This window comes from Pseudomonas sp. USTB-Z, from assembly GCF_019691255.1.
Lineage (GTDB): Bacteria > Pseudomonadota > Gammaproteobacteria > Pseudomonadales > Pseudomonadaceae > Aquipseudomonas > Aquipseudomonas alloputida.
Genome location: NZ_JAECZP010000026.1, coordinates 24374 through 43185, shown reverse-complemented (window position 1 = coordinate 43185; position 18812 = coordinate 24374). Strand labels below are relative to the sequence as shown.

Below are 18812 nucleotides of genomic sequence, written 5' to 3'. Positions count from 1 at the left end.
ATGCACAACGACAAGGGAGACCGCGTGGTGGAACGCCTGCTACTCAATTGCGACATGGGTGAGAGTTTCGGCAGCTGGCGCATGGGCCTGGATGCCGAGGTCATGCCTTACATCGATTGCGCCAACATCGCCTGCGGCTACCACGCCGGCGACCCCGGTATCATGCGCCGTACCGTGGCCCTGGCGCTGGAGCACGGGGTGACTATCGGCGCGCATCCGGCCTACCCGGACCTGGTCGGCTTTGGCCGCCGTTCCATGGCCTGCAGCCCGGAAGAAATCCGTGACCTGCTGCATTACCAGATTGGTGCGCTGGATGGCATCTGCAAAGTGCTGGGTGGTCGCGTGGCCTATGTGAAGCCCCATGGTGCGCTGTACAACGACATGATGGCCGACCCGCTCAAGCTGCGTACCGTGCTGGAGGCCGTCGCGGCCTATGACAGCAACCTGTCGTTGATGCTGATGGCCACCGCCGACAACCGTGCCGCCCAGGCACTGGGCGATGAAATCGGCGTGCCGCTATGGTTCGAGGCGTTCGCAGACCGCGCCTACACCGCCAGTGGCCATCTGCTGTCGCGGCGCCTGCCGGGTGCGGTGCATCACGACCCGGCGCGGGTGGTGGAGCAGGCGGTGCGTCTGGCCCGAGGCGAAACGCTGTTGGCTGACGATGGCAGTGCCTTGCAGCTTGCCGCCCGCACCCTCTGCGTGCATGGCGACAACGACAGTTCGGTGGCGGCGGTGCGGCAGATTCGCCAGGCCCTCGATGGGCTGGAGGCGTGATGAAACCGCGAATTGAAGTGGTCGCCATCGACAGCCTGATGGTCCGCCTGTTCGACCGTATCGATGAGGCCAACATGCCATGGATGCTCGCCGCCAGCTGGCGCTTGAGCGCGGCGTTCGGCGAGCACCTGCTGGACCTGGTGCCGTCCTACACCACGCTGATGGTGCAGTCTGCCCTGCCGCCAGGCGAGGCCAGGGCGCGAATCGCTCAGGCGCTGGACGGCTTGCAGCCTGACACCGGCAGTGGCGGCCGCCGACACGAGATCCCGGTGTGGTACGACGCCAGTGTCGGCCCCGAGCTGCCTGTGCTGGCGGCCCGCAGCGGCTTGAGTGAAGCGGAGATTGTTCGGTTGCACGGCGAACGTGATTACCCGGTGTTTGCCCTGGGCTTCGCGCCTGGTTTCGGCTTTATGGGCCTGGTCGACGAGCGCCTGGCCAGCCCTCGTCTGAGTACCCCGCGCAAGCGCGTGGCGGCGGGCAGTGTGGGTATTGCCGAGCGCCAGACGGCGGCCTACCCGGCAGTATCGCCGGGTGGCTGGAACCTGATCGGGCGCACCCCGGTGCGGTTGTTCGACCGTGAGCGTGAGGGTTACAGCCTTTTGCAACCCGGTGACCGGGTGCGCTTCGTGCCGGTTTCGCGCAGCGAATTCCTGGCCATGGGTGGTGATGTGGAGGCGCAGGGATGAAGCAGTTGATGATTGAGGCCAGTACGCCGTTGTGCCAGTTACAGGATGCCGGGCGCTTTGGCGTGCGCCACCTTGGCGTGACCCAGGGCGGGGCGCTGGACTGGGTGGCGATGCACTGGGCCAACTGGCTGCTGGGCAACCCGTTGGGGGCGCCGGTGGTCGAGGTGGCGCTGGGTGGTTTTTGCGTAGTGGCTGAACAGGATTGCGTGCTGGCCCTGGCCGGTGCCGACCTGGAGGCGTGTGTCGATGATCAGCCCCTGGCGCCATGGCGCAGCTTTGCCCTGGCCAAGGGGCAGCGCTTGACCTTGAAACAGCCCAAAGTGGGTGTGCGGGCGTATCTGGCGGCACCGGGTGGGTTCCTGGGGGAGGAGGTGCTGGGCAGTTGTGCCACCGTGGTACGTGAAGCACTGGGTGGCATCGATGGCCAGGGGGCTGCGCTGGCTAGAAACCAGGCATTGGCTTTTACCGGTAGCAGTGCACCCCTGCGCGAAGTGCCGCACGCGTTGTGCCCACAGTTCGCCCCAAAGCCGGTGCTCGACCTGGTGATGGGCGCGCAGATTGGTGAATTCAGCGGTACCAGCCTGTTCGAGGCATTCAACCGGGAGTGGACGCTGGACAGCCGGGCCGACCGCATGGGCATCCGGTTGTTGGGGCCGCAGTTGGTGTACCAAGGGGCGCCGATGATCTCCGAAGGGATCCCGCTGGGTGCGGTACAGGTGCCGCCGGACGGGCAGCCGATCGTGTTGCTCAATGACCGGCAGACCATTGGTGGGTACCCGCGGCTGGGCGCGCTGACGCCGCTGGCGCTGGCGCAACTGGCGCAGTGCATGCCGGGGGCGGTGGTACGGTTCAGGGCGGTGGTGCAGGACGAGGCCTGGCGGGAGCAGCAGGATTACCTGAACCGTTGGCGGTAGAGCGGGCGGCCTCTTCGCGGGTGAACCCGCTCCTACACACGTCCTGTGCATGCCTTGACGGTGATGTTGGAGCAGGCAACCTCACTTGGACAGGTAGCGCATCCCGTCCTCCAACCCTTGCAGGGTCAGCGGATACATCTTGTCCTCGATCAGGTCGCGCACCAGATGGGTCGAGGCGGTGTACTCCCAGGCCTGCTTGGGGTACGGGTTGATCCAGATGACCTTCCTGAATTTTTCCATGAAACGCTGGATCCACACATACCCGGCTTCTTCGTTCCAGTGCTCCACGCTGCCACCCGGCTGGGTGATCTCGTAGGGCGCCATGGCCGCGTCACCGACGAACACCACCTTGTAGTCATCGCCGTACTTGTGCAGCAGGTCGAAGGTGGAAAAACGTTCGGACGTGCGGCGCAGGTTGTTCTTCCACACCGACTCATAAACGCAATTGTGGAAGTAGTAATACTCCAGGTGCTTGAACTCGGTCTTGCAGGCCGAGAACAGCTCTTCGCAGACTTTGACGTGGGCATCCATCGAACCGCCAATGTCGAGCAGCAACAGCAGCTTCACGGTGTTGCGCCGCTCGGGGCGCATCTGGATGTTCAGCAACCCGGCATCACGCGCGGTGTGGTCGATGGTGCCGTCGATGTCCAGCTCTTCGGCGGCGCCTTCGCGGGCGAACTTGCGCAGCCGGCGCAGGGCCAGCTTGATGTTGCGGGTGCCAAGCTCGACCTGGTCGTCGAGGTTCTTGTACTCGCGTTGGTCCCAGACTTTTACTGCCTTGCCCTGGCGCTTGCCGGCGTCACCGACGCGGATGCCCTCGGGGTTGAAGCCGCCCGAGCCGAATGGGCTGGTGCCGCCGGTGCCAATCCACTTGTTGCCGCCAGCGTGGCGTTCCTTCTGCTCTTCGAGGCGCTGCTTGAAGGCCTCGATAAGCTTGTCCAGGCCGCCCAGCGACTGGATCTGTGCGCGTTCTTCATCGGTCAGCGAGCGCTCGAATTCCTTGCGCAGCCAGTCTTCGGGGATCAGCGCCTCGATGTGCCGGTCGAGGTTTTCCAGGCCCTTGAAGTAGGCTGCGAAGGCACGGTCGAACTTGTCGAAGTGGCGTTCGTCCTTCACCAGGATGGCGCGGGCGAGGTAGTAGAACGCGTCCATGTCGGCGAACACCACGCGCTTTTGCAAGGCCTGGTGCAGGTCGAGCAGTTCACGCACCGAAACCGGCACCTTGGCCGCACGCATCTCATTGAACAGATTGAGCAGCATGGCCCTGCTCCTGTCAGCGGTTGCCGCGCCGGCTCATGAAGGCCAGGCGCTCGAGCAGTTGTACATCCTGCTCGTTTTTTACCAGCGCACCGGCCAGCGGCGGGATGGCCTTGGTCGGGTCGCGTTCGCGCAGCACCGCTTCACCGATGTTGTCGGCCATCAGCAGCTTGAGCCAGTCGACCAGCTCGGAGGTGGACGGCTTTTTCTTCAGCCCCGGCACCTTGCGCACGTCGAAGAACACATCCAGCGCCTCACTGACCAGCGACTGGCTGATGTTCGGGTAGTGCACGTCGACGATCTGCTGCAGGGTCGTGCGGTCGGGGAAGGCGATGTAGTGGAAGAAGCAGCGGCGCAGGAAGGCGTCCGGCAGCTCTTTTTCGTTGTTCGAGGTAATGATGATGATCGGACGCTGTTTGGCCTTGATGGTCTCGTCGATTTCGTAGACGTAGAACTCCATCTTGTCGAGTTCTTGCAGCAGGTCGTTGGGGAATTCGATATCGGCCTTGTCGATTTCGTCGATCAGCAGGATGACCCGCTCGTCGGCCTCGAAGGCCTCCCAGAGCTTGCCCTTTTTCAGGTAGTTGCGCACATCGTGCACCTTGTCCACGCCTAGCTGCGAATCGCGCAGGCGGCTGACCGCGTCGTACTCGTAGAGCCCCTGGTGGGCCTTGGTGGTGGACTTGATGTGCCAGGTGATCAGGCGCGCCCCGAACGAGGCCGCCAACTGCTCGGCGAGCATGGTTTTGCCGGTGCCCGGTTCGCCCTTGACCAACAGCGGGCGTTCGAGGGTAATGGCCGCGTTTACCGCCAGTTTCAGGTCGTCTGTGGCGACGTAGTCGCGGGTGCCTTCGAACTTCATGGGGGGTTGTCCTCTGTTTAGGGCTGTGCGGGCCTTTTCGCGGTACAGGGTTGTAGGTGCGGGTTTACCCGCGAAGCGGCCCGAACAGGCAGCACATAATCCGGATTTGTTTCCGACTATAACGCGGGGCCAGGCGGCTGCAAACGCAGACCGGGTATTCAGTCCCTGAATGCCCCGTCACGCTGTCTCAGTCAGACTTCGGCGCTGGTTGCTCATAGCGCGCATTGAATGCCTGGACAAACCCGTTGCGCAGGATCTGCAAGAACGCCTCGAAGGCACTGACATCCTGTTTGCGCACACTGCCGCTGAGCTCCACCCGGGTAGCGAACTGGTTTTTCGGCTGGTTCTTCAGCACCGTCTCGGTCGCCCCCACCAAGGCCTCCCACACCGAGCGGAAGAAACCCTTGTCCTTTTCCTCGACGTCCTGTTGCCAGTCGAACACGTCGACATCACGCAGCAGCGGTTTTATATAGCCGTTCAGCCGGCCGTTTTCTGCCTGGGCCTCGATGACCACGTCACCGTGCCCGGCATTGAAGTCGAATTTGCCGTAAGCGCTGGCAAAGTCATTCAGTTTGCGCAGCTCGATGCCGGTGGCGCGAAGCCTGAATTCGAAGTCGTCGAAATCACTGAAAGGGTCGAAGGTGGCACGGCTTTCTACGTTCGCATCCCCCGCGATGAGCGCCGTGCCTTCGAAACTTGCGTCGCGACGGCCTTTCTGGTCGCGCACGTTGGTCAGGTTGCGGATGCTGGCGTTCAACCGGGTGGCCTTGAGGTCGACCGGTGGCTTGGAATTGAAGTTGCGGAACGTCAGCACGCCATTGTCGATACGCACTTCGTTGAGGGTGATGGGCAGGAGTTTTTCCAGCTGCTGGCGCCAGTCGGTACCTTGGCCGGTCTGCGACGCCTGTTTGCTACCACCGTCGACAAAGTTCAGCTCGGGATGCACGAAGGTCACCTCCGCCACCACTGCCTTGTCGTACCACAACGCATGCCAGCTCACCGAGAGGTCGATCAGTGGGGCGTCGAGAAACGGTACGGGCACCTTGCCGGTGGTCTTGACGATTTTCAGCCCGTTTATCTGATAGGCACCGCGCCACCAGGCCAGGTCCACATCGGCTACCTGGCCGCGGTAGTCTCCCATGTCGGCCAGCTTGTCGTTGAGGTAGTCGCGCACCAGGTAGGGCAGGGCCAGGTGCAGCGCCACCAGCAGCACGATCAGGCTGGCCAGGCCGACCAGCGGCCAGCGATAGCGGGCTTTCATGAGGCTGTCTCCAGGGCGGGATGTGCGGTTGACCGCAACGTGCCGGGCTGAGTTCGAACAGGCTTTACGGGCCACCGCCGCAGGCTTACCCTTGAGGCATTTCCCTGCTTTTTCATGCCAAGGACCCCTGCCATGAGCCGTATCTTTGCAGACAACGCCCACTCCATCGGTAACACGCCGCTGGTGCAGATCAATCGCATCGCCCCGCGCGGCGTGACCATCCTGGCCAAGATCGAAGGGCGCAACCCCGGGTACTCGGTCAAATGCCGCATTGGCGCGAACATGGTCTGGGACGCCGAGAGCAGCGGCAAGCTCAAACCGGGCATGACCATCGTCGAGCCCACCTCGGGCAACACCGGTATCGGCCTGGCCTTCGTCGCCGCCGCCCGCGGCTACAAGCTGATGCTGACCATGCCCGCCTCGATGAGCCTGGAGCGCCGCAAGGTGCTGAAGGCACTGGGCGCCGAGCTGGTATTGACTGATCCGGCCAAGGGCATGAAGGGCGCCATCGAGAAGGCCAACGAAATCGTCGCCTCCGACCCGGAGCAGTACTTCCTGCCGGGCCAGTTCGAAAACCCGGCCAACCCGGCCATTCACGAGAAAACCACCGGTCCTGAGATCTGGAACGACACGGACGGCGCCATCGACGTGCTGGTGGCGGGCGTGGGCACTGGCGGCACCATCACCGGCGTGTCGCGTTACATCAAACATACCCAGGGCAAGGCCATCCTGTCGGTGGCAGTGGAGCCCGTGGCATCGCCGCTGATCAGCCAGACCCTGGCCGGCGAAGAACTCAAGCCCAGCCCGCACAAAATCCAGGGCATCGGCGCCGGCTTCGTGCCGAAAAACCTCGACCTGTCGATCGTCGACCAAGTGGTGACGGTGACCGACGAAGAGTCCAAGGCCATGGCGATTCGCCTGATGCAGGAAGAGGGCATCCTTTGTGGTATTTCCTGCGGTGCGGCAATGGCGGCAGCGGTGCGCCTGGCCGAAAAACCGGAAATGCAGGGTAAGACCATCGTCGTAATCCTGCCCGACTCGGGCGAGCGATACTTGTCGAGCATGCTGTTCAGCGACATGTTCAGCGAGCAGGAAAACCAGCAGTAATCGGCCTTCCCGCTGATCCGGCGCAACAATCGGCGGCCTGGTTTATTGCAAAATCTTCATGAATGCGATCCCGCCCGGGTTGTTTTTACTGCGGCGGGATCGGTTTATGATGGCAGGATGATTTTCTGGAGAGCAGGCAGCGCAGCCCTGACTCTTCCTCAAGGAGTGAAAGCATGACCTTTTCCTTTGCAGCCAAGGCGGGTGTCTTGCTGGTGTTTTTCGGCAGCGTGCTGTTCGTGCACTTGCGCGGCAAGGCCCGCCTGCCGGTGTTGCGCCAGTTCGTCAACCATTCGGCGCTGTTCGCCCCCTACAACGCGTTGATGTACCTGTTTTCCGGCGTGCCGTCCAAGCCCTACCTGGATCGCCAGCGCTTCCCCGAGCTGGACGTGCTGAAGGACAACTGGCAGGAAATCCGCGAAGAGGCCATGCGCCTGTTCGACGAAGGCTATATCCGTGCCGCTGAGAAAGATAACGACGCCGGCTTCGGTTCGTTCTTCAAGAAGGGCTGGAAGCGCTTTTACCTGAAGTGGTACGACAAACCGCTGCCTTCGGCGCAAACCCTGTGCCCGCGCACTGTCGAGCTGGTCAGCCGCATCCCCAATGTCAAAGGCGCAATGTTTGCCCTGCTGCCCGGCGGCAGCCACCTGAACCCGCACCGCGACCCGTTCGCAGGCTCGCTGCGTTATCACCTGGGGCTGTCCACGCCCAACTCCGACGCATGCCGCATCTACGTGGACGGTGAGCAGTACGCCTGGCGTGACGGCGAAGACGTGATGTTCGACGAAACCTACGTGCACTGGGTCAAGAACGAAACCGACGTTACCCGCGTGATCCTGTTCTGCGACATCGAGCGCCCGCTGAGTAGCCCACTGATGACGCGCATCAACCGTAAGGTCAGTGCCTTCCTCGGCCGCGCCACCGCGCCGCAGAACACCGACGACGAGCGCGTGGGCGGGATCAACCAGGCGTACGCCTGGAGCAAGCGCTTCAGCAACAGGATCAGCAACCACGTGAAGCAGTTCAAGCGCGCCAACCCCAAGGCTTACCGCGTGCTGCGGCCGGTACTGGCGGTAGTGGTGGCGTATCTGTTGTATCGCTGGTTGTTCTGATTTTTTCTGGCCTAACCGGCCTCTTTTGCGGGGCAAGCCCGCTGACACCGGTGCGCCTGATCCTTCAAGGACGAGGGTGCGCTTGTGGCAGCGGGGTTGTGCCGCGAAGAATCACTCGCTATATTCCAGAACATTCACTTCCTCAAAGACCGCGTTCATGCCAGCCATCCCTTCCACCACACGCTTTGCCATCGCGCCAGTCGCGGGCTTGGTCGTGCGTGGTAGCCAGCAGCCGGTCATGATCTGTCACTCCCCACCACCTGTCAGTGGCGTCGTAGGCGGCGTAGCTCCGCCTCATTGCGTGGTTGTGCTGGGCTGATCGGCTTCGTGCCGCAACCCTTCGCACGCGCAACGTACTGAACACGGTCGGTTACTGCTCACGTTGAAGCGCACGCCGTCCGTTTGGCTTATCTGCCTACTATCAGGTGGCAATTCATGTCTGTCTTTACCAAAACGTCCGTGGCCTCGGCGGCCACTACCTGCCTGTTCGTCCTGCTGTGGAGCAGCGGGGCGATCGTCTCCAAGCTCGGCCTGGCGCATGCCAGCCCGTTTGCCTTTCTGCTGTTGCGCTCGGCGCTGGCCCTGGCCGGCCTGTTGCTGATCGGCCCGTTGCTAGGGCTGCGCTGGCCGCGTACTCGCGGGAGCATTCTGCGTGCCCTGGGTACCGGTTGTGTGCTGCTCGGTGCCTATCAGATCTTCTATCTGTTGGCGCTTGATACCCATGTCACCCCCGGCGTCATGGCCACGGTGATGGGGGTACAACCGATCCTCACCGTGGTGCTGATGGAACGCCAGCGCTCCTGGAGCCGTTTGTTCGGCCTGGGTTTGGGGTTGGCTGGCTTGATCATGGTGGTCTACCAGGGCATCAACCTGGGCGGGGTATCGCTGGCGGGCATGCTGTTCGCCCTGCTGGCGTTGGTCAGCATGACCTTTGGTTCGATCCTGCAGAAGCGCATTACCGACAACCCCATGGGCACACTGCCGCTGCAGTACCTGGCCGGCTTTGCCATGTGCGCGCTGTTCGCACCTCTGCAACCGCTTCATGTCGAGTGGACCGGCAGCTTCGTCGGTGCGCTGCTGTGGATGGGCCTGGTGGTCTCGCTGCTGGCAACCTTGCTGCTGTACCGGCTGATCGCCAAGGGCAACCTGGTCAATGTCACCAGCCTGTTCTACCTGGTGCCGGCAGTGACTGCGGTAATGGACTTGCTGATCTTCGGTAACCGCCTGGCACCGCTCAGCCTGTTGGGCATGGGGCTGATCGTGGTAGGGCTGCTGTTCGTGTTTCGCAAGCCTGCCGCGCGCCTGGCCGAGGCGTAGGCCCTAGCGGAATTCTTCGGGGATGGCGTGGCGCAACACGCCTTCCTCGAAGTCCAGCAGGCCGGCTTCGCGCTGGGTGAGCAGGTAGTAGAGCAGGGTATCGAGCGAGCGTTGCGGTGGGACCTCGACCGCCAACATCTTCACTGCTTGCTCGGTTTCACAGGCGCAGCCGAAATCCAGCAATGCTGCGCGCACCTGGTCGAGGGTTTCCGGTGGTTTGACGACCACCCGGAACACCGAGCTGCCGCTGCTGTGGCGCAGCGCTGCGAACCAGGTTTCGCCTGCTTCCTCGCGGGTGTCGATCACGTCGCCCGGGGCGATGCCATAGACATGGAAGGGGATGTTGTCGATGGCATAGCCGCCTTCCACGGCCTTGGCCCACAGGCCCTCGACCGAGGCTGGTGGGTAGCCGTTCTCGTCCTGTTCCAGGCGGAACAGGACCTTCTTGTACGCGCTGTTCATGCCGTACTCCGCTTCAGCTGCGCGCCGGGCGCAGCACCAGCCACAAGGCCAGGCCAATCAGCAGGCCGCCGTATAGGTGCGCCATCGACAACGGCTCATTCAGCAGCCATGCCCCCCACAATACGCCGAATACCGGGATCAGGAAGGTCACGGTGCTGGCTTTTACCGGGCCGATTTCCTCGAGCAGGCGGAAGTACAGGATGTAGGCAAAGGCGGTGCACAGCAAACCCAGCCCCAGCAACGACAACCACACCTCCCAGCCCCCCCAGCTGGCGGGCGGTTGGGTGAGTGCGCTCCAGCCGAACAGCGGGGTCAGCATGAGCGTTGCGCCGAGCATGCTGCCCAGCGCGGAAAGACGGCTGTCCAGGCCACTGATCCAGCGGCGGGCGAGGAACCCGGCAAAGCCGTAGCAGGTGGTGGCCGCCAGGCAGGCGAGGGCGCCTTGCAGCAGGGCCATGTCCAGTGCCACCGGGCCGGCGCCGCTGAGGATGCCGACGCCGAACAGGCCAAGGAAGATGCCGCAGAGTTTGGCCAGGGTCATTGGCTCGCGGAAGAACAGTACGCCGACCAGCACGCCCATCAGCGGGGTGGTGGCGTTGAAGATCGCTGAATAGCCGGCCGGCAGCACCTGGGCCGCCACCGAGTAGAAGGTGGCGGGGATGCCGGAGTTGATCATGCCCAGCACCAGGCACGCGCCGAGCTTGCCCTGGAAGTCCCAGCGCACGCGGGCGGCGGCCAGAAGCACGATCAGGCCCAGGCAGGCGATGGAAACCCGGAAGAACGCGGTCGGCACCGTGCCCAGTTCGGGGGCGATGATGCGCATGAACAGGAAACTCGCTCCCCAGACGGCGGCAAGGGTCAGCAGGCGGGCTAGGGCGATGGGGCTCACAACGGTCTCCGGAGGTAAGGCAGGGGCGCGAGTGTACGCCACGGGGCGGGGGGATTCTTGTGCTTTCTTGCTGTGTAATTCCTCTTGGGCTGCGGGGCTCTGGGCAAGGCAGCTGCAACTACAGCTCGGGCCTTCAATGGCCGTAACCCATGAAGCCAAGGGCGGCTAAGCTCTGTACTCAATCCCAGCTCCGAGGCCCCACGCATGTCCCAGCCCTGGCCCGCTGTCGAAATCGCCCGGATGATCCTCGCCGGCTTCGACGACTACCGCGATCATTTCCAGCGCATCACCCTGGGTGCTCGCCAGCGCTTCGAGCAGGCGCGCTGGCAGGATATCCAGCAGGCCGCCGCAGCCCGCATCAATCTCTACGAAGAGAAAGTCGCCGAAGTCAACGGTTGGCTGCGCCAGGCCTTTGCCGCAGAGGTGCTGCTGGACGTGGAACAGTGGCCGCTGGTGAAAAACGCCTATATCCACCTGATCGACCCACGCCTGGACGACGAGCTGGCAGAGACCTGGTACAACTCGCTGTTTTGCAGCCTGTTCAGCCATGACCTGATCAGCGACGGCTGCATGTTCATCCACACGACCCGGCCTTCCATGCGCGGCCGCGAGCGCGCGGCGCAAACCCGTACCTATCGGCTTGACGGCAGTCTCAGGAACTTGCTGCGCGCGGTGTTCGCCGATTACCCGTTCGACATGCCGTATGGCGACCTGGAAGGCGACCTGGCGCGGCTGGAAGAACAACTGCGCGAATGCCTGCCCGACTGGGTGTGCAAGGACCCGGCGCTGGCCGTGGAGCTGTTTGTACCCGTGCTTTACCGCAACAAGGGGGCCTATCTGGTCGGCCGCCTGTACAACAGCGATGAGCAGTGGCCGTTGGTGATTCCCTTGTTGCACCGCGAGGGCCACGGTATCGAGGCCGATGCACTGATCACCGACGAGGCCGAGGTGTCGATCATCTTTTCGTTTACCCGCTCTTACTTCATGGCCGATGTCCCGGTGCCCGCCGAGTTCGTCAATTTCCTCAAGCGCATCCTGCCGGGCAAGCACATTGCCGAGCTGTATACCTCGATCGGGTTCTACAAGCAGGGCAAGTCGGAGTTCTACCGCGCACTGATCAACCACCTGGCCAGCAGTGATGACCGCTTTGTCATGGCGCCAGGGGTACGGGGCATGGTCATGAGCGTGTTTACCTTGCCCGGCTTCAATACGGTGTTCAAGATCATCAAGGACCGCTTCTCGCCATCGAAAACCGTGGACCGCGCCACGGTGATCGACAAGTACCGGCTGGTGAAGAGCGTCGACCGGGTGGGGCGTATGGCCGACACCCAGGAGTTTGCCGATTTTCGCTTTCCGCGCAGCAAGTTCGAGCCGGATTGCCTGGCCGAGTTGCTGGAGGTGGCACCGTCGACGGTGGCGCTGGAGGGCGACACGGTGCTGATTCGCCACTGTTGGACCGAGCGGCGCATGACGCCGTTGAACCTGTACCTGGAGCAGGCCACCGAGGGCCAGGTGCTGGAGGCGCTGGAGGACTACGGCCTGGCCATCAAGCAGTTGGCGGCGGCGAACATCTTCCCCGGCGACATGTTGCTGAAGAACTTTGGCGTGACCCGTCATGGCCGGGTAGTGTTTTACGACTATGACGAAATCAGCTTCCTGACCGAGGTGAATTTTCGCCACATTCCGCCACCGCGTTACCCGGAGGACGAAATGTCGGGCGAGCCGTGGTACTCGATCGGGCCGCATGATGTGTTCCCCGAAGAGTTTCCGCCGTTTCTGTTTGCCGATATGGGCCAGCGGCGGTTGTTCAGCCGCTTGCATGGGGAACTGTATGACGCGGATTACTGGAAGGGGCTGCAGGCGGCGATACGTGAGGGGAAAGTGATCGATGTGTTTCCGTATCGGCGCAAGGCCCGGTGAATCAGGTCGAACAGACCTGTCACGCCTTCAAACACTTCATCTCGCTCAAATGGGTACGCACCTTGCTCAGCCGTTCCTGCAGGAACCGCCGCTGTTGCGGGGTGCTTTGCCGCACCAGGTCCACCAGCAGGCTGCGTGCCTGCTGCTCGGCATTCTGATATGCCGCCCGGTATTCGGGTGTCCACAAACTCTCCTTGCGTTGCAACAAAGTCGCCAGGCGCGGCTCGAAACTGGAGTCGTTGCGCTGGTTCATCGCCAACAGCAGTTGCTGTTGCCAGTGGGCACGGTTGGCGATCCATTCACGGTTCTGGTCACCCAGCGCTTGAGACCAGGTCTGGATGCGTTGCTTCTGTACCGCCGTCAACTCGCCAAACCATGGCGTCAGGCGTTTTTCCATGCGCTCGCTACGGCGGGCCATCTGCTTCGGCAATGGCGTATCCACATACTGCTTTTGCCGCTCACTGATGTCATCGCGGAAGGCTTCACGCATCTGCGCTACCTGGTCGTCGCTCATGCCGCGCAGCAGTTCGGTGGCCGAAGGGGTGATTTCCTCGGCCACCCGACCAATTGCCTCACGGACCTCCCGGGTGCTTTGCTGCAGCGCTTGGTCGGTGACCTGGTCGTCGGCGACCAGGTCACGTAGCCGGTCGAGCCAGTCGAGGTAGCCGGGCAGTTGAGTCTTGCAATGCCAGGCCAGGTGCTCGCGCAACCGATCGTCCAGCAGCGCCCTTTGCTCGCGGTTCATGTCCAGGTAGTCGCTCAGCGACCACGGCACCAGGCGGTCGAGGTTGCGATAGGCCAGGTCGATGCGGCTGCAGGCGGCCAAGGCCAGGGCGAAGCCGATGGCGATAAGCAGGGCTTTGGGCAGGCGTAGCGGCATGTGCTGTTCCTTCCTCAGGCTGGCCAGAAGGTAGATGCAAGTGCGGCCTGGCGGTTCCACTGCATGAGTGGTCGGGCCATGTGGTGGCTTCAGGTGTAGAATAGCCGCCTTGTCTTGAGGATCATCGGAAATGGCTCTGCTTGGGCGTTACAACAGTTTGCAAATCGTGAAACACGTGGACTTCGGTCTGTACCTGGACGGCGGCGCCGATGGCGAAATCCTGCTGCCCGGGCGCTACATCCCGAAAAACGCCGAGACCGAGGTCGATGACTGGTTGAACGTGTTCATCTACCTGGACAGCGAAGACCAGCTGATCGCCACCACCGAGAAGCCCAAGGTGCAGGTCGGCGAGTTCGCCAGCCTGAAGGTCAAGGACATCAACGGTGCCGGTATCTTCCTGGACTGGGGCCTGTCCAAGGACTTGCTGATGCCTTACTCGGAAGAGGCTCGGCCGCTGAAGATCGGTGATTACTGCGTGGTGCACGTGTACCTCGACAAGCGCACCCGCCGGATCACTGCCACGTCGCGCCTGGACCGCTACCTCGATGTCACCCCGGCCGACTACAAGGTTGGCCAGCCGGTCGAACTGCTGGTGGCCGGCGAGACGCCGATGGGCTTCAAGGCCATCATCAACAACCGCCACTGGGGCCTGATCCACAAGAACGAGGTGTTCAAGTTCTTGCGCTCGGGCATGCACGAGAAGGGCTTCATCAAGGAAGTGCGCCAGGACGGCAAGCTTTCACTGAGCCTGCAGCCAGTAGGCGCCGCCCTGGCGGACACCCTGCAAGAGCAGATCTTGGCGCGCCTGGAAGCCGAAGGCGGGGTGTTGGGGGTGTGCGACAAGAGTGACCCTGCGTTGATCAGCAAGCTGTTCAACGTCAGCAAGGGCAACTTCAAGAAGGCCATTGGCGGGTTGTTCAAGCAGGGCCTGATCGTCATCCATGACGATCGCATCGAGAAAGCCTGACGGCCTTACGCCTGTACGAAGTTGCGGAAGTCCAGCTGCTCGCCACCCGGACGGGTGTCGCGCAGCAGCGAGTCACGGTCGGCGCTGAGGGCCAGGCTGATGGTGGAGCGGCGCTTGCCGGGCTTGCGCACTTCCATTTGCTCCAGGTGAGCCTTGAGGAAATTGGTGGGCACCTTCAGGTGCTGCAGTTCATCGCTTTCTGGCGTGTGCAGCAGCAGGTTGACCCAGTCGGCCTGGCCCTTGCCCAGCAGTGCCACTGGCACTTCGAACCACCACAGGTTGCGTTTGTTGTCCAGGATGGCGAACAGGGTATTGCTGCTGGTCAGCACCGGCCGGGCCAGTGCTTCGTTGCGCCGGGCGATGGCGGCGGGTTTGTCGAGTTTCATGCAGGTTCCTGCGAGTTGACGCTATGAAGGCCTGCATTGTGAGGGGTGGCACGGGGCGGGGCAAGGTTTGTGACTTGCGGTGCCTGTGCCGGCCTCTTCGCAGGCTTGGGCGGTATTCGCCTGCCGTTTTACCGTTCGGCTTCTGGCCGGAAAATCCGTTGAAACTCCTGGCCCAGGCGTTGGGTCAACCTACTGTCGACACGGTTCACGTGTCTCCATTTGCAGGAGTTTTGCCATGAGCGGTACTAAAGACAAAGCGAAAGGCTTGGCCAACGAAGCGATCGGCAACGTGAAACAGGGTGTTGGCAAGGTGACCGACAACGACAAGCTGCGGGCTGAAGGCAAGGCGCAGGAGCTTAAAGGCGAGGCGCAGCAGGTCAAGGGCAATGTGAAGGATGCGGTGAAGAAGCCTTGACTTGAGGTGAGGCGGCCTGTGCCGGTCTCTGGCGGGTGAACCCGCGAAGAGGCCGGCACTATTCGTAAGCAAATTCTTCAATCACGGCCGGGAGCAGCACAGCTCGGGCACGGTCTATTAGACTTGCCTGTGTAACGATCAAGCGGCGAAAGGAGACGCTATGATTTTCCCCGACCTGCGCGGCTTGCCCCTGCACCGCGTGCTGGTTCGCACCGTCAAGGAATTCCTCGACGACGAGATGTCCACCTATGCCTCAGCGCTGGCCTACCAGGCGCTGTTCTCGCTATTCCCCTTCCTGTTGTTCCTGATTGCCCTGATCGGTTTCCTGCACTTGCCGGACTTTTTCTCCTGGCTGCGTCTGCAATCGGAACTGGTGTTACCGCCCCAGGCGCTGGAGCAGGTGAACCCGGTGATCGACCAGTTGCAACAATCCAAGGGCGGGCTGCTGTCGGTGGGTATCGTGATCGCCCTGTGGACCGCCTCCGCCGGCGTGCGCCTGATGATGAGCGCCATGAACGCCGCTTACGATGTGCCCGAAGGGCGCCCGGTGTGGAAGCGTATCCCGCTTTCCATTTTCTACACCGTGGGCCTGGCTGGCATGCTGCTGGCGGCCGCAGCGCTGATGGTGCTGGGCCCGCAGGTGATGGAATGGATAGCCGCCCAGATCGGCATGCAGGAGTTCATCGTCACACTGTGGACCATCCTGCGCTGGCCGGTGATCATCATTCTGCTGATGGTGGCAGTGGCCCTGATCTATTACGTGATGCCTGATGTGAAACAGCAGTTTCGCTTCATCACCCCGGGCTCGGTGCTGGCGGTTGTGGTGTGGATCGTCGCCTCACTGGGCTTTGCCTACTACGTGAAGACCTTTGCCGACTACAACGCCATGTACGGCAGCATTGGTGCAATCATCGTGCTGTTGCTGTATTTCTATATTTCGGCTGCCGTGCTGCTGCTCGGCGCCGAAATGAATGCGGTGATCGAGCACATGTCAGCCGAAGGCAAGAACCCGGGCGAGAAAGACTTCGACGGGGAAAAGCCCAAGGAAACCTTGACTGTACTGGGTCACGAGCACCCGAACCCGAGCAAGCCTCATAGCGTCGAGCCGAACCCCTGATGATCCGTGACATTCTCAAGATGGGCGACGAACGCCTGCTGCGCATCGCTCCGCCAGTGCCCGAGCACATGTTTGGCAGTGCCGAACTGCAGCAACTGATCGACGACATGTTCGAAACCATGCGTCACGTAGGCGGTGTGGGGCTGGCCGCCCCGCAGATCGGCATCGACCTGCAGTTGGTGATCTTCGGCTTCGAGCGCAGCGAGCGATACCCCGATGCCGAGGCGGTGCCGCAGACCATTCTGCTGAATCCGGTCATCACCCCGACCTCAAGCGAGATCGAGGACGGCTGGGAAGGTTGTCTGTCGGTGCCTGGCTTGCGCGGCGTGGTGCCGCGCTTCAAGCATATCGGCTACCAGGGCATCGACCCCCAGGGCAACCCGATCAACCGCTTTGCCGATGGCTTTCATGCGCGGGTGGTGCAGCACGAGTGCGACCACCTGATCGGCCGGCTATACCCCTCGCGCATCCAGGACTTTTCCAGGTTCGGCTACACCGAGGTGCTGTTCCCTGGGCTCGAGGTCAGCGACGACTGACCTCGCTGCAGGGCTACCAGGCGTTTGTTGCGCTGATAGCGAAGCAGGCGGCTGGCCAGGGCTTCTGGCAGCTGTTGGGCCAGGTCGAAACCCAGGCGGTGGTAGAAGGGCGTCAGGTCGGGATGACAGAACAGCCAGACGGGCCCGTCAACCTGCGCCAGTGCTGCCTCGATCAACTGCGCGGCCACCCCTTGGTTGCGCCGCTGCGGGGCGACGAACAGGCCCGTCAGCCAGAATCCTTCACCCACCGCACTCAGGCTCAGCCCGGCGATGATGCCAGGGGCCCGTGCTACCCACAGTTCGGCGTCGCTTGCAGCGCGCATGCGTGAGCTGTGCTGGCGGTAAAAGTGGTCCAGCAAACGGCGTTCTGTGTCCGAAAGCGTCGAACAGGACAATTTTTCAGAAATGGCGAGTCCTACCCTGAAACGTGGCTAGAGGCTCTGGCCTGATGATTTGCGGCCACTTTGTCGCAGATTGTTGCAAAACCGGCAAGGGTGAATATCCGACTGCGGGGTTCAACTATTGCTGGCCGGGAGTAGAATTTTCTTCATCCCCCCTGGCAGTACGAAGCGGGATCGGTACTTCGTGCCATCTAGACCCTAGATGACAACTTCTCCGCGCCGGATACGGCAATAGAAGTCAATCGATCAGCTTGAACGCTCTAAAGGCAAAACCACATGAAACCATTACTGATTCTTGCATTGGTCGGTATGTCCTCGTTCGCCCTCGCCGATGAGGCCAAACCCGTCTCCAGCGAGCCTGTGGCTCAGCAGTACGACTACTCGATGAACCTGGACATCAAGCGGGTGATCAACCTGTCGACCATCCCCAATGTCTGCGAAGTGGTACCTGCGACCATGACCTATGAAGACCATCAGGGCCAGGTGCACACCATCCAGTACCGGGCCATGGGTGAAGGTTGCCAGCAGGGTTGACTGGCGGTGCCCGCCACAGGGGCTGAAAACGCTGTGGCGGGCACTTGCTAACCCTGATGCGATCTCCCAGGTGCTCCGCCAATACAGAATAATTTCCCCCGCCTGTCGAATCCTCCGCTTCCCGTTCGACCATAGCTGAAGGCACGCGTCACACACCGTGCCCCCTATGATCTGTCGGAGGTCCCCCCGATGAGCACCGCAGCCGAATCCGAAATCCGCCAATTGATCGAGCGCTGGATGCAAGCCGTGCGCGATCGCGACATCCCGGGCATCATCGCCCCCTACGCCGACGATATCGTCGCCTTCGATGCCATCCAGGCCCTGCAATTCAAAGGCAAGTCCGCCTACACGGCGCACTGGGAAATGTGCATGGGCATGTGCACCGGCCCCATGGTGTTCGAACTTGCCCAACTCACCGTGCACGCCGCTGGCGATCTGGCCCTGGCCCATTGGCTGAACCGCTGCGGCCCGGGCGACGACGAAAGCCAGTGCGGCTTCATGCGCGCCACGGTGGGCTATCGTCGTCAAGGCGGCCAGTGGCAGGTCATCCACGAACACTGGTCGGCGCCTTTCGACATGGAAACGCAAAAGGCCCTGTTCGATCTCAAGCCCTGAGCCTTTATCGCCAAACGCACTTTGCCAATACCCTGGAGGCGACCATGAAATACCTGTGCCTGGTCTATTGTGACGAGGGGCTGTTGCACAGCCTGCCCGACAGCCCGGCAGACGCCGAATGCATGGCCTACGCCGAAGCCATTCACGGTTCCGGGCGCATGCTGGCGGCCGAGGCGCTGAAGCCGGTGCAGACGGCCACCACGGTACGCATGCGCAACGGACACATGAGCCTGACCGACGGCCCGTTCGCCGAGACCAAGGAGCAACTGGCCGGTTTTTACCTGGTGGAGGCCCGCGACCTCAACGAAGCGCTGAATATCGCCAAGGGCATCCCTGCCGCGCGGGTCGGCAGTGTCGAGGTGCGACCGGTGCGCGAGCTGCAACCCTGACAGCTAAGGAG

23 protein-coding genes are annotated in these 18812 nt (G+C 62.3%); 14 read left to right on the top strand and 9 right to left on the bottom strand.

Annotation, left to right across the window (positions count from 1 at the left end; translation table 11 throughout):
* The 3 genes from I8746_RS23415 to I8746_RS23405 are packed head-to-tail and all read left to right on the top strand — an operon-like array spanning position 1 to position 2377.
* Positions 1–777, top strand: a complete 777-nt coding sequence (locus I8746_RS23415; RefSeq protein ID WP_014755689.1) for a 5-oxoprolinase subunit PxpA — start codon at positions 1–3, stop codon at positions 775–777.
* Positions 777–1463 carry a 5-oxoprolinase subunit PxpB gene (gene pxpB, locus I8746_RS23410; RefSeq protein ID WP_221101103.1) on the top strand — a complete coding sequence of 229 codons (687 nt, stop codon included), beginning with the start codon at positions 777–779 and terminating at the stop codon, positions 1461–1463. The genes I8746_RS23415 and pxpB overlap by 1 nt, the downstream gene beginning before the upstream one ends.
* The gene (locus I8746_RS23405) at positions 1460–2377 is read left to right on the top strand and encodes a biotin-dependent carboxyltransferase family protein (protein WP_014755691.1); all 918 of its coding nucleotides are present in this window, start codon (positions 1460–1462) and stop codon (positions 2375–2377) included. The genes pxpB and I8746_RS23405 overlap by 4 nt, the downstream gene beginning before the upstream one ends.
* 81 nt (positions 2378–2458) lie before the next feature.
* Here the strand turns inward: I8746_RS23405 and I8746_RS23400 are convergent, their stop codons facing one another.
* From I8746_RS23400 to I8746_RS23390, 3 genes are all read right to left on the bottom strand, one after another.
* Positions 2459–3637, bottom strand: a complete 1179-nt coding sequence (locus I8746_RS23400; protein WP_012051509.1) for a VWA domain-containing protein — start codon at positions 3635–3637, stop codon at positions 2459–2461.
* Between the two features lie 13 nt (positions 3638–3650).
* Complete coding sequence (locus I8746_RS23395; protein ID WP_003254658.1) at positions 3651–4496, bottom strand: MoxR family ATPase; 846 nt, start codon at positions 4494–4496, stop codon at positions 3651–3653.
* A gap of 187 nt (positions 4497–4683) precedes the next feature.
* Entirely contained in the window at positions 4684–5757 is a 1074-nt protein-coding gene (locus I8746_RS23390; protein ID WP_004576042.1) for a DUF748 domain-containing protein, read from the bottom strand.
* A 132-nt stretch (positions 5758–5889) separates the two neighbouring features.
* On the opposite strand from I8746_RS23390, the gene cysK reads away from it, so the two are divergent.
* Together cysK and I8746_RS23380 are read left to right on the top strand one after the other, a co-directional pair.
* On the top strand, positions 5890–6864 hold the full coding sequence (gene cysK / locus I8746_RS23385; RefSeq protein WP_003254654.1) for a cysteine synthase A: 975 nt from the start codon (positions 5890–5892) through the stop codon (positions 6862–6864).
* A 173-nt stretch (positions 6865–7037) separates the two neighbouring features.
* The gene (locus I8746_RS23380; RefSeq protein ID WP_014590045.1) at positions 7038–7973 is read left to right on the top strand and encodes an aspartyl/asparaginyl beta-hydroxylase domain-containing protein; all 936 of its coding nucleotides are present in this window, start codon (positions 7038–7040) and stop codon (positions 7971–7973) included.
* A gap of 111 nt (positions 7974–8084) precedes the next feature.
* Here the strand turns inward: I8746_RS23380 and I8746_RS27300 are convergent, their stop codons facing one another.
* Entirely contained in the window at positions 8085–8213 is a 129-nt protein-coding gene (locus I8746_RS27300; protein WP_014755693.1) for a hypothetical protein, read from the bottom strand.
* A 195-nt stretch (positions 8214–8408) separates the two neighbouring features.
* On the opposite strand from I8746_RS27300, the gene I8746_RS23375 reads away from it, so the two are divergent.
* Complete coding sequence (locus I8746_RS23375) at positions 8409–9290, top strand: DMT family transporter (protein WP_221101102.1); 882 nt, start codon at positions 8409–8411, stop codon at positions 9288–9290.
* A 3-nt stretch (positions 9291–9293) separates the two neighbouring features.
* On the opposite strand, the gene I8746_RS23370 is transcribed toward I8746_RS23375, so the two are convergent.
* Positions 9294–9752, bottom strand: a complete 459-nt coding sequence (locus I8746_RS23370; RefSeq protein ID WP_004576044.1) for a DUF4265 domain-containing protein — start codon at positions 9750–9752, stop codon at positions 9294–9296.
* A gap of 13 nt (positions 9753–9765) precedes the next feature.
* Positions 9766–10641, bottom strand: coding sequence for a DMT family transporter (locus I8746_RS23365; protein ID WP_004576045.1), 876 nt, complete (start codon positions 10639–10641; stop codon positions 9766–9768).
* Positions 10642–10845: 204 nt separating this feature from the next.
* On the opposite strand from I8746_RS23365, the gene aceK reads away from it, so the two are divergent.
* Positions 10846–12561, top strand: coding sequence for a bifunctional isocitrate dehydrogenase kinase/phosphatase (gene aceK / locus I8746_RS23360; RefSeq protein ID WP_010955236.1), 1716 nt, complete (start codon positions 10846–10848; stop codon positions 12559–12561).
* 19 nt (positions 12562–12580) lie between these two features.
* On the opposite strand, the gene I8746_RS23355 is transcribed toward aceK, so the two are convergent.
* On the bottom strand, positions 12581–13441 hold the full coding sequence (locus tag I8746_RS23355; protein ID WP_221101101.1) for a DUF6279 family lipoprotein: 861 nt from the start codon (positions 13439–13441) through the stop codon (positions 12581–12583).
* 130 nt (positions 13442–13571) lie between these two features.
* Between I8746_RS23355 and I8746_RS23350 the strand changes: the two genes are divergently transcribed.
* Positions 13572–14408, top strand: a complete 837-nt coding sequence (locus tag I8746_RS23350; RefSeq protein WP_012051513.1) for a S1 RNA-binding domain-containing protein — start codon at positions 13572–13574, stop codon at positions 14406–14408.
* A 5-nt stretch (positions 14409–14413) separates the two neighbouring features.
* Here the strand turns inward: I8746_RS23350 and I8746_RS23345 are convergent, their stop codons facing one another.
* Positions 14414–14794 carry a hypothetical protein gene (locus tag I8746_RS23345; protein ID WP_003254641.1) on the bottom strand — a complete coding sequence of 127 codons (381 nt, stop codon included), beginning with the start codon at positions 14792–14794 and terminating at the stop codon, positions 14414–14416.
* A 235-nt stretch (positions 14795–15029) separates the two neighbouring features.
* On the opposite strand from I8746_RS23345, the gene I8746_RS23340 reads away from it, so the two are divergent.
* From I8746_RS23340 to def, 3 genes are all read left to right on the top strand, one after another.
* Positions 15030–15209, top strand: coding sequence for a CsbD family protein (locus I8746_RS23340; RefSeq protein ID WP_012051514.1), 180 nt, complete (start codon positions 15030–15032; stop codon positions 15207–15209).
* Between the two features lie 160 nt (positions 15210–15369).
* Positions 15370–16326 (top strand): YihY/virulence factor BrkB family protein, encoded by a 957-nt coding sequence (locus tag I8746_RS23335; RefSeq protein ID WP_003254637.1) that lies wholly within the window; start codon positions 15370–15372, stop codon positions 16324–16326.
* Positions 16326–16862 (top strand): peptide deformylase, encoded by a 537-nt coding sequence (gene def, locus I8746_RS23330; RefSeq protein ID WP_012051515.1) that lies wholly within the window; start codon positions 16326–16328, stop codon positions 16860–16862. Before I8746_RS23335 ends, def begins: the two co-directional genes overlap by 1 nt.
* On the opposite strand, the gene I8746_RS23325 is transcribed toward def, so the two are convergent.
* Complete coding sequence (locus I8746_RS23325) at positions 16817–17221, bottom strand: GNAT family N-acetyltransferase (RefSeq protein ID WP_221101100.1); 405 nt, start codon at positions 17219–17221, stop codon at positions 16817–16819. The two genes, def and I8746_RS23325, sit on opposite strands and share 46 nt — an antisense overlap.
* A gap of 318 nt (positions 17222–17539) precedes the next feature.
* Between I8746_RS23325 and I8746_RS23320 the strand changes: the two genes are divergently transcribed.
* The 3 genes from I8746_RS23320 (at position 17540) to I8746_RS23310 (ending at position 18801) form a co-directional block, all read left to right on the top strand.
* Positions 17540–17797, top strand: a complete 258-nt coding sequence (locus I8746_RS23320) for a DUF2790 domain-containing protein (RefSeq protein WP_003254632.1) — start codon at positions 17540–17542, stop codon at positions 17795–17797.
* A 189-nt stretch (positions 17798–17986) separates the two neighbouring features.
* Positions 17987–18412, top strand: a complete 426-nt coding sequence (locus tag I8746_RS23315; protein WP_010955229.1) for a nuclear transport factor 2 family protein — start codon at positions 17987–17989, stop codon at positions 18410–18412.
* A gap of 44 nt (positions 18413–18456) precedes the next feature.
* Complete coding sequence (locus I8746_RS23310) at positions 18457–18801, top strand: YciI family protein (protein ID WP_010955228.1); 345 nt, start codon at positions 18457–18459, stop codon at positions 18799–18801.
* Positions 18802–18812 lie beyond the last annotated feature (11 nt).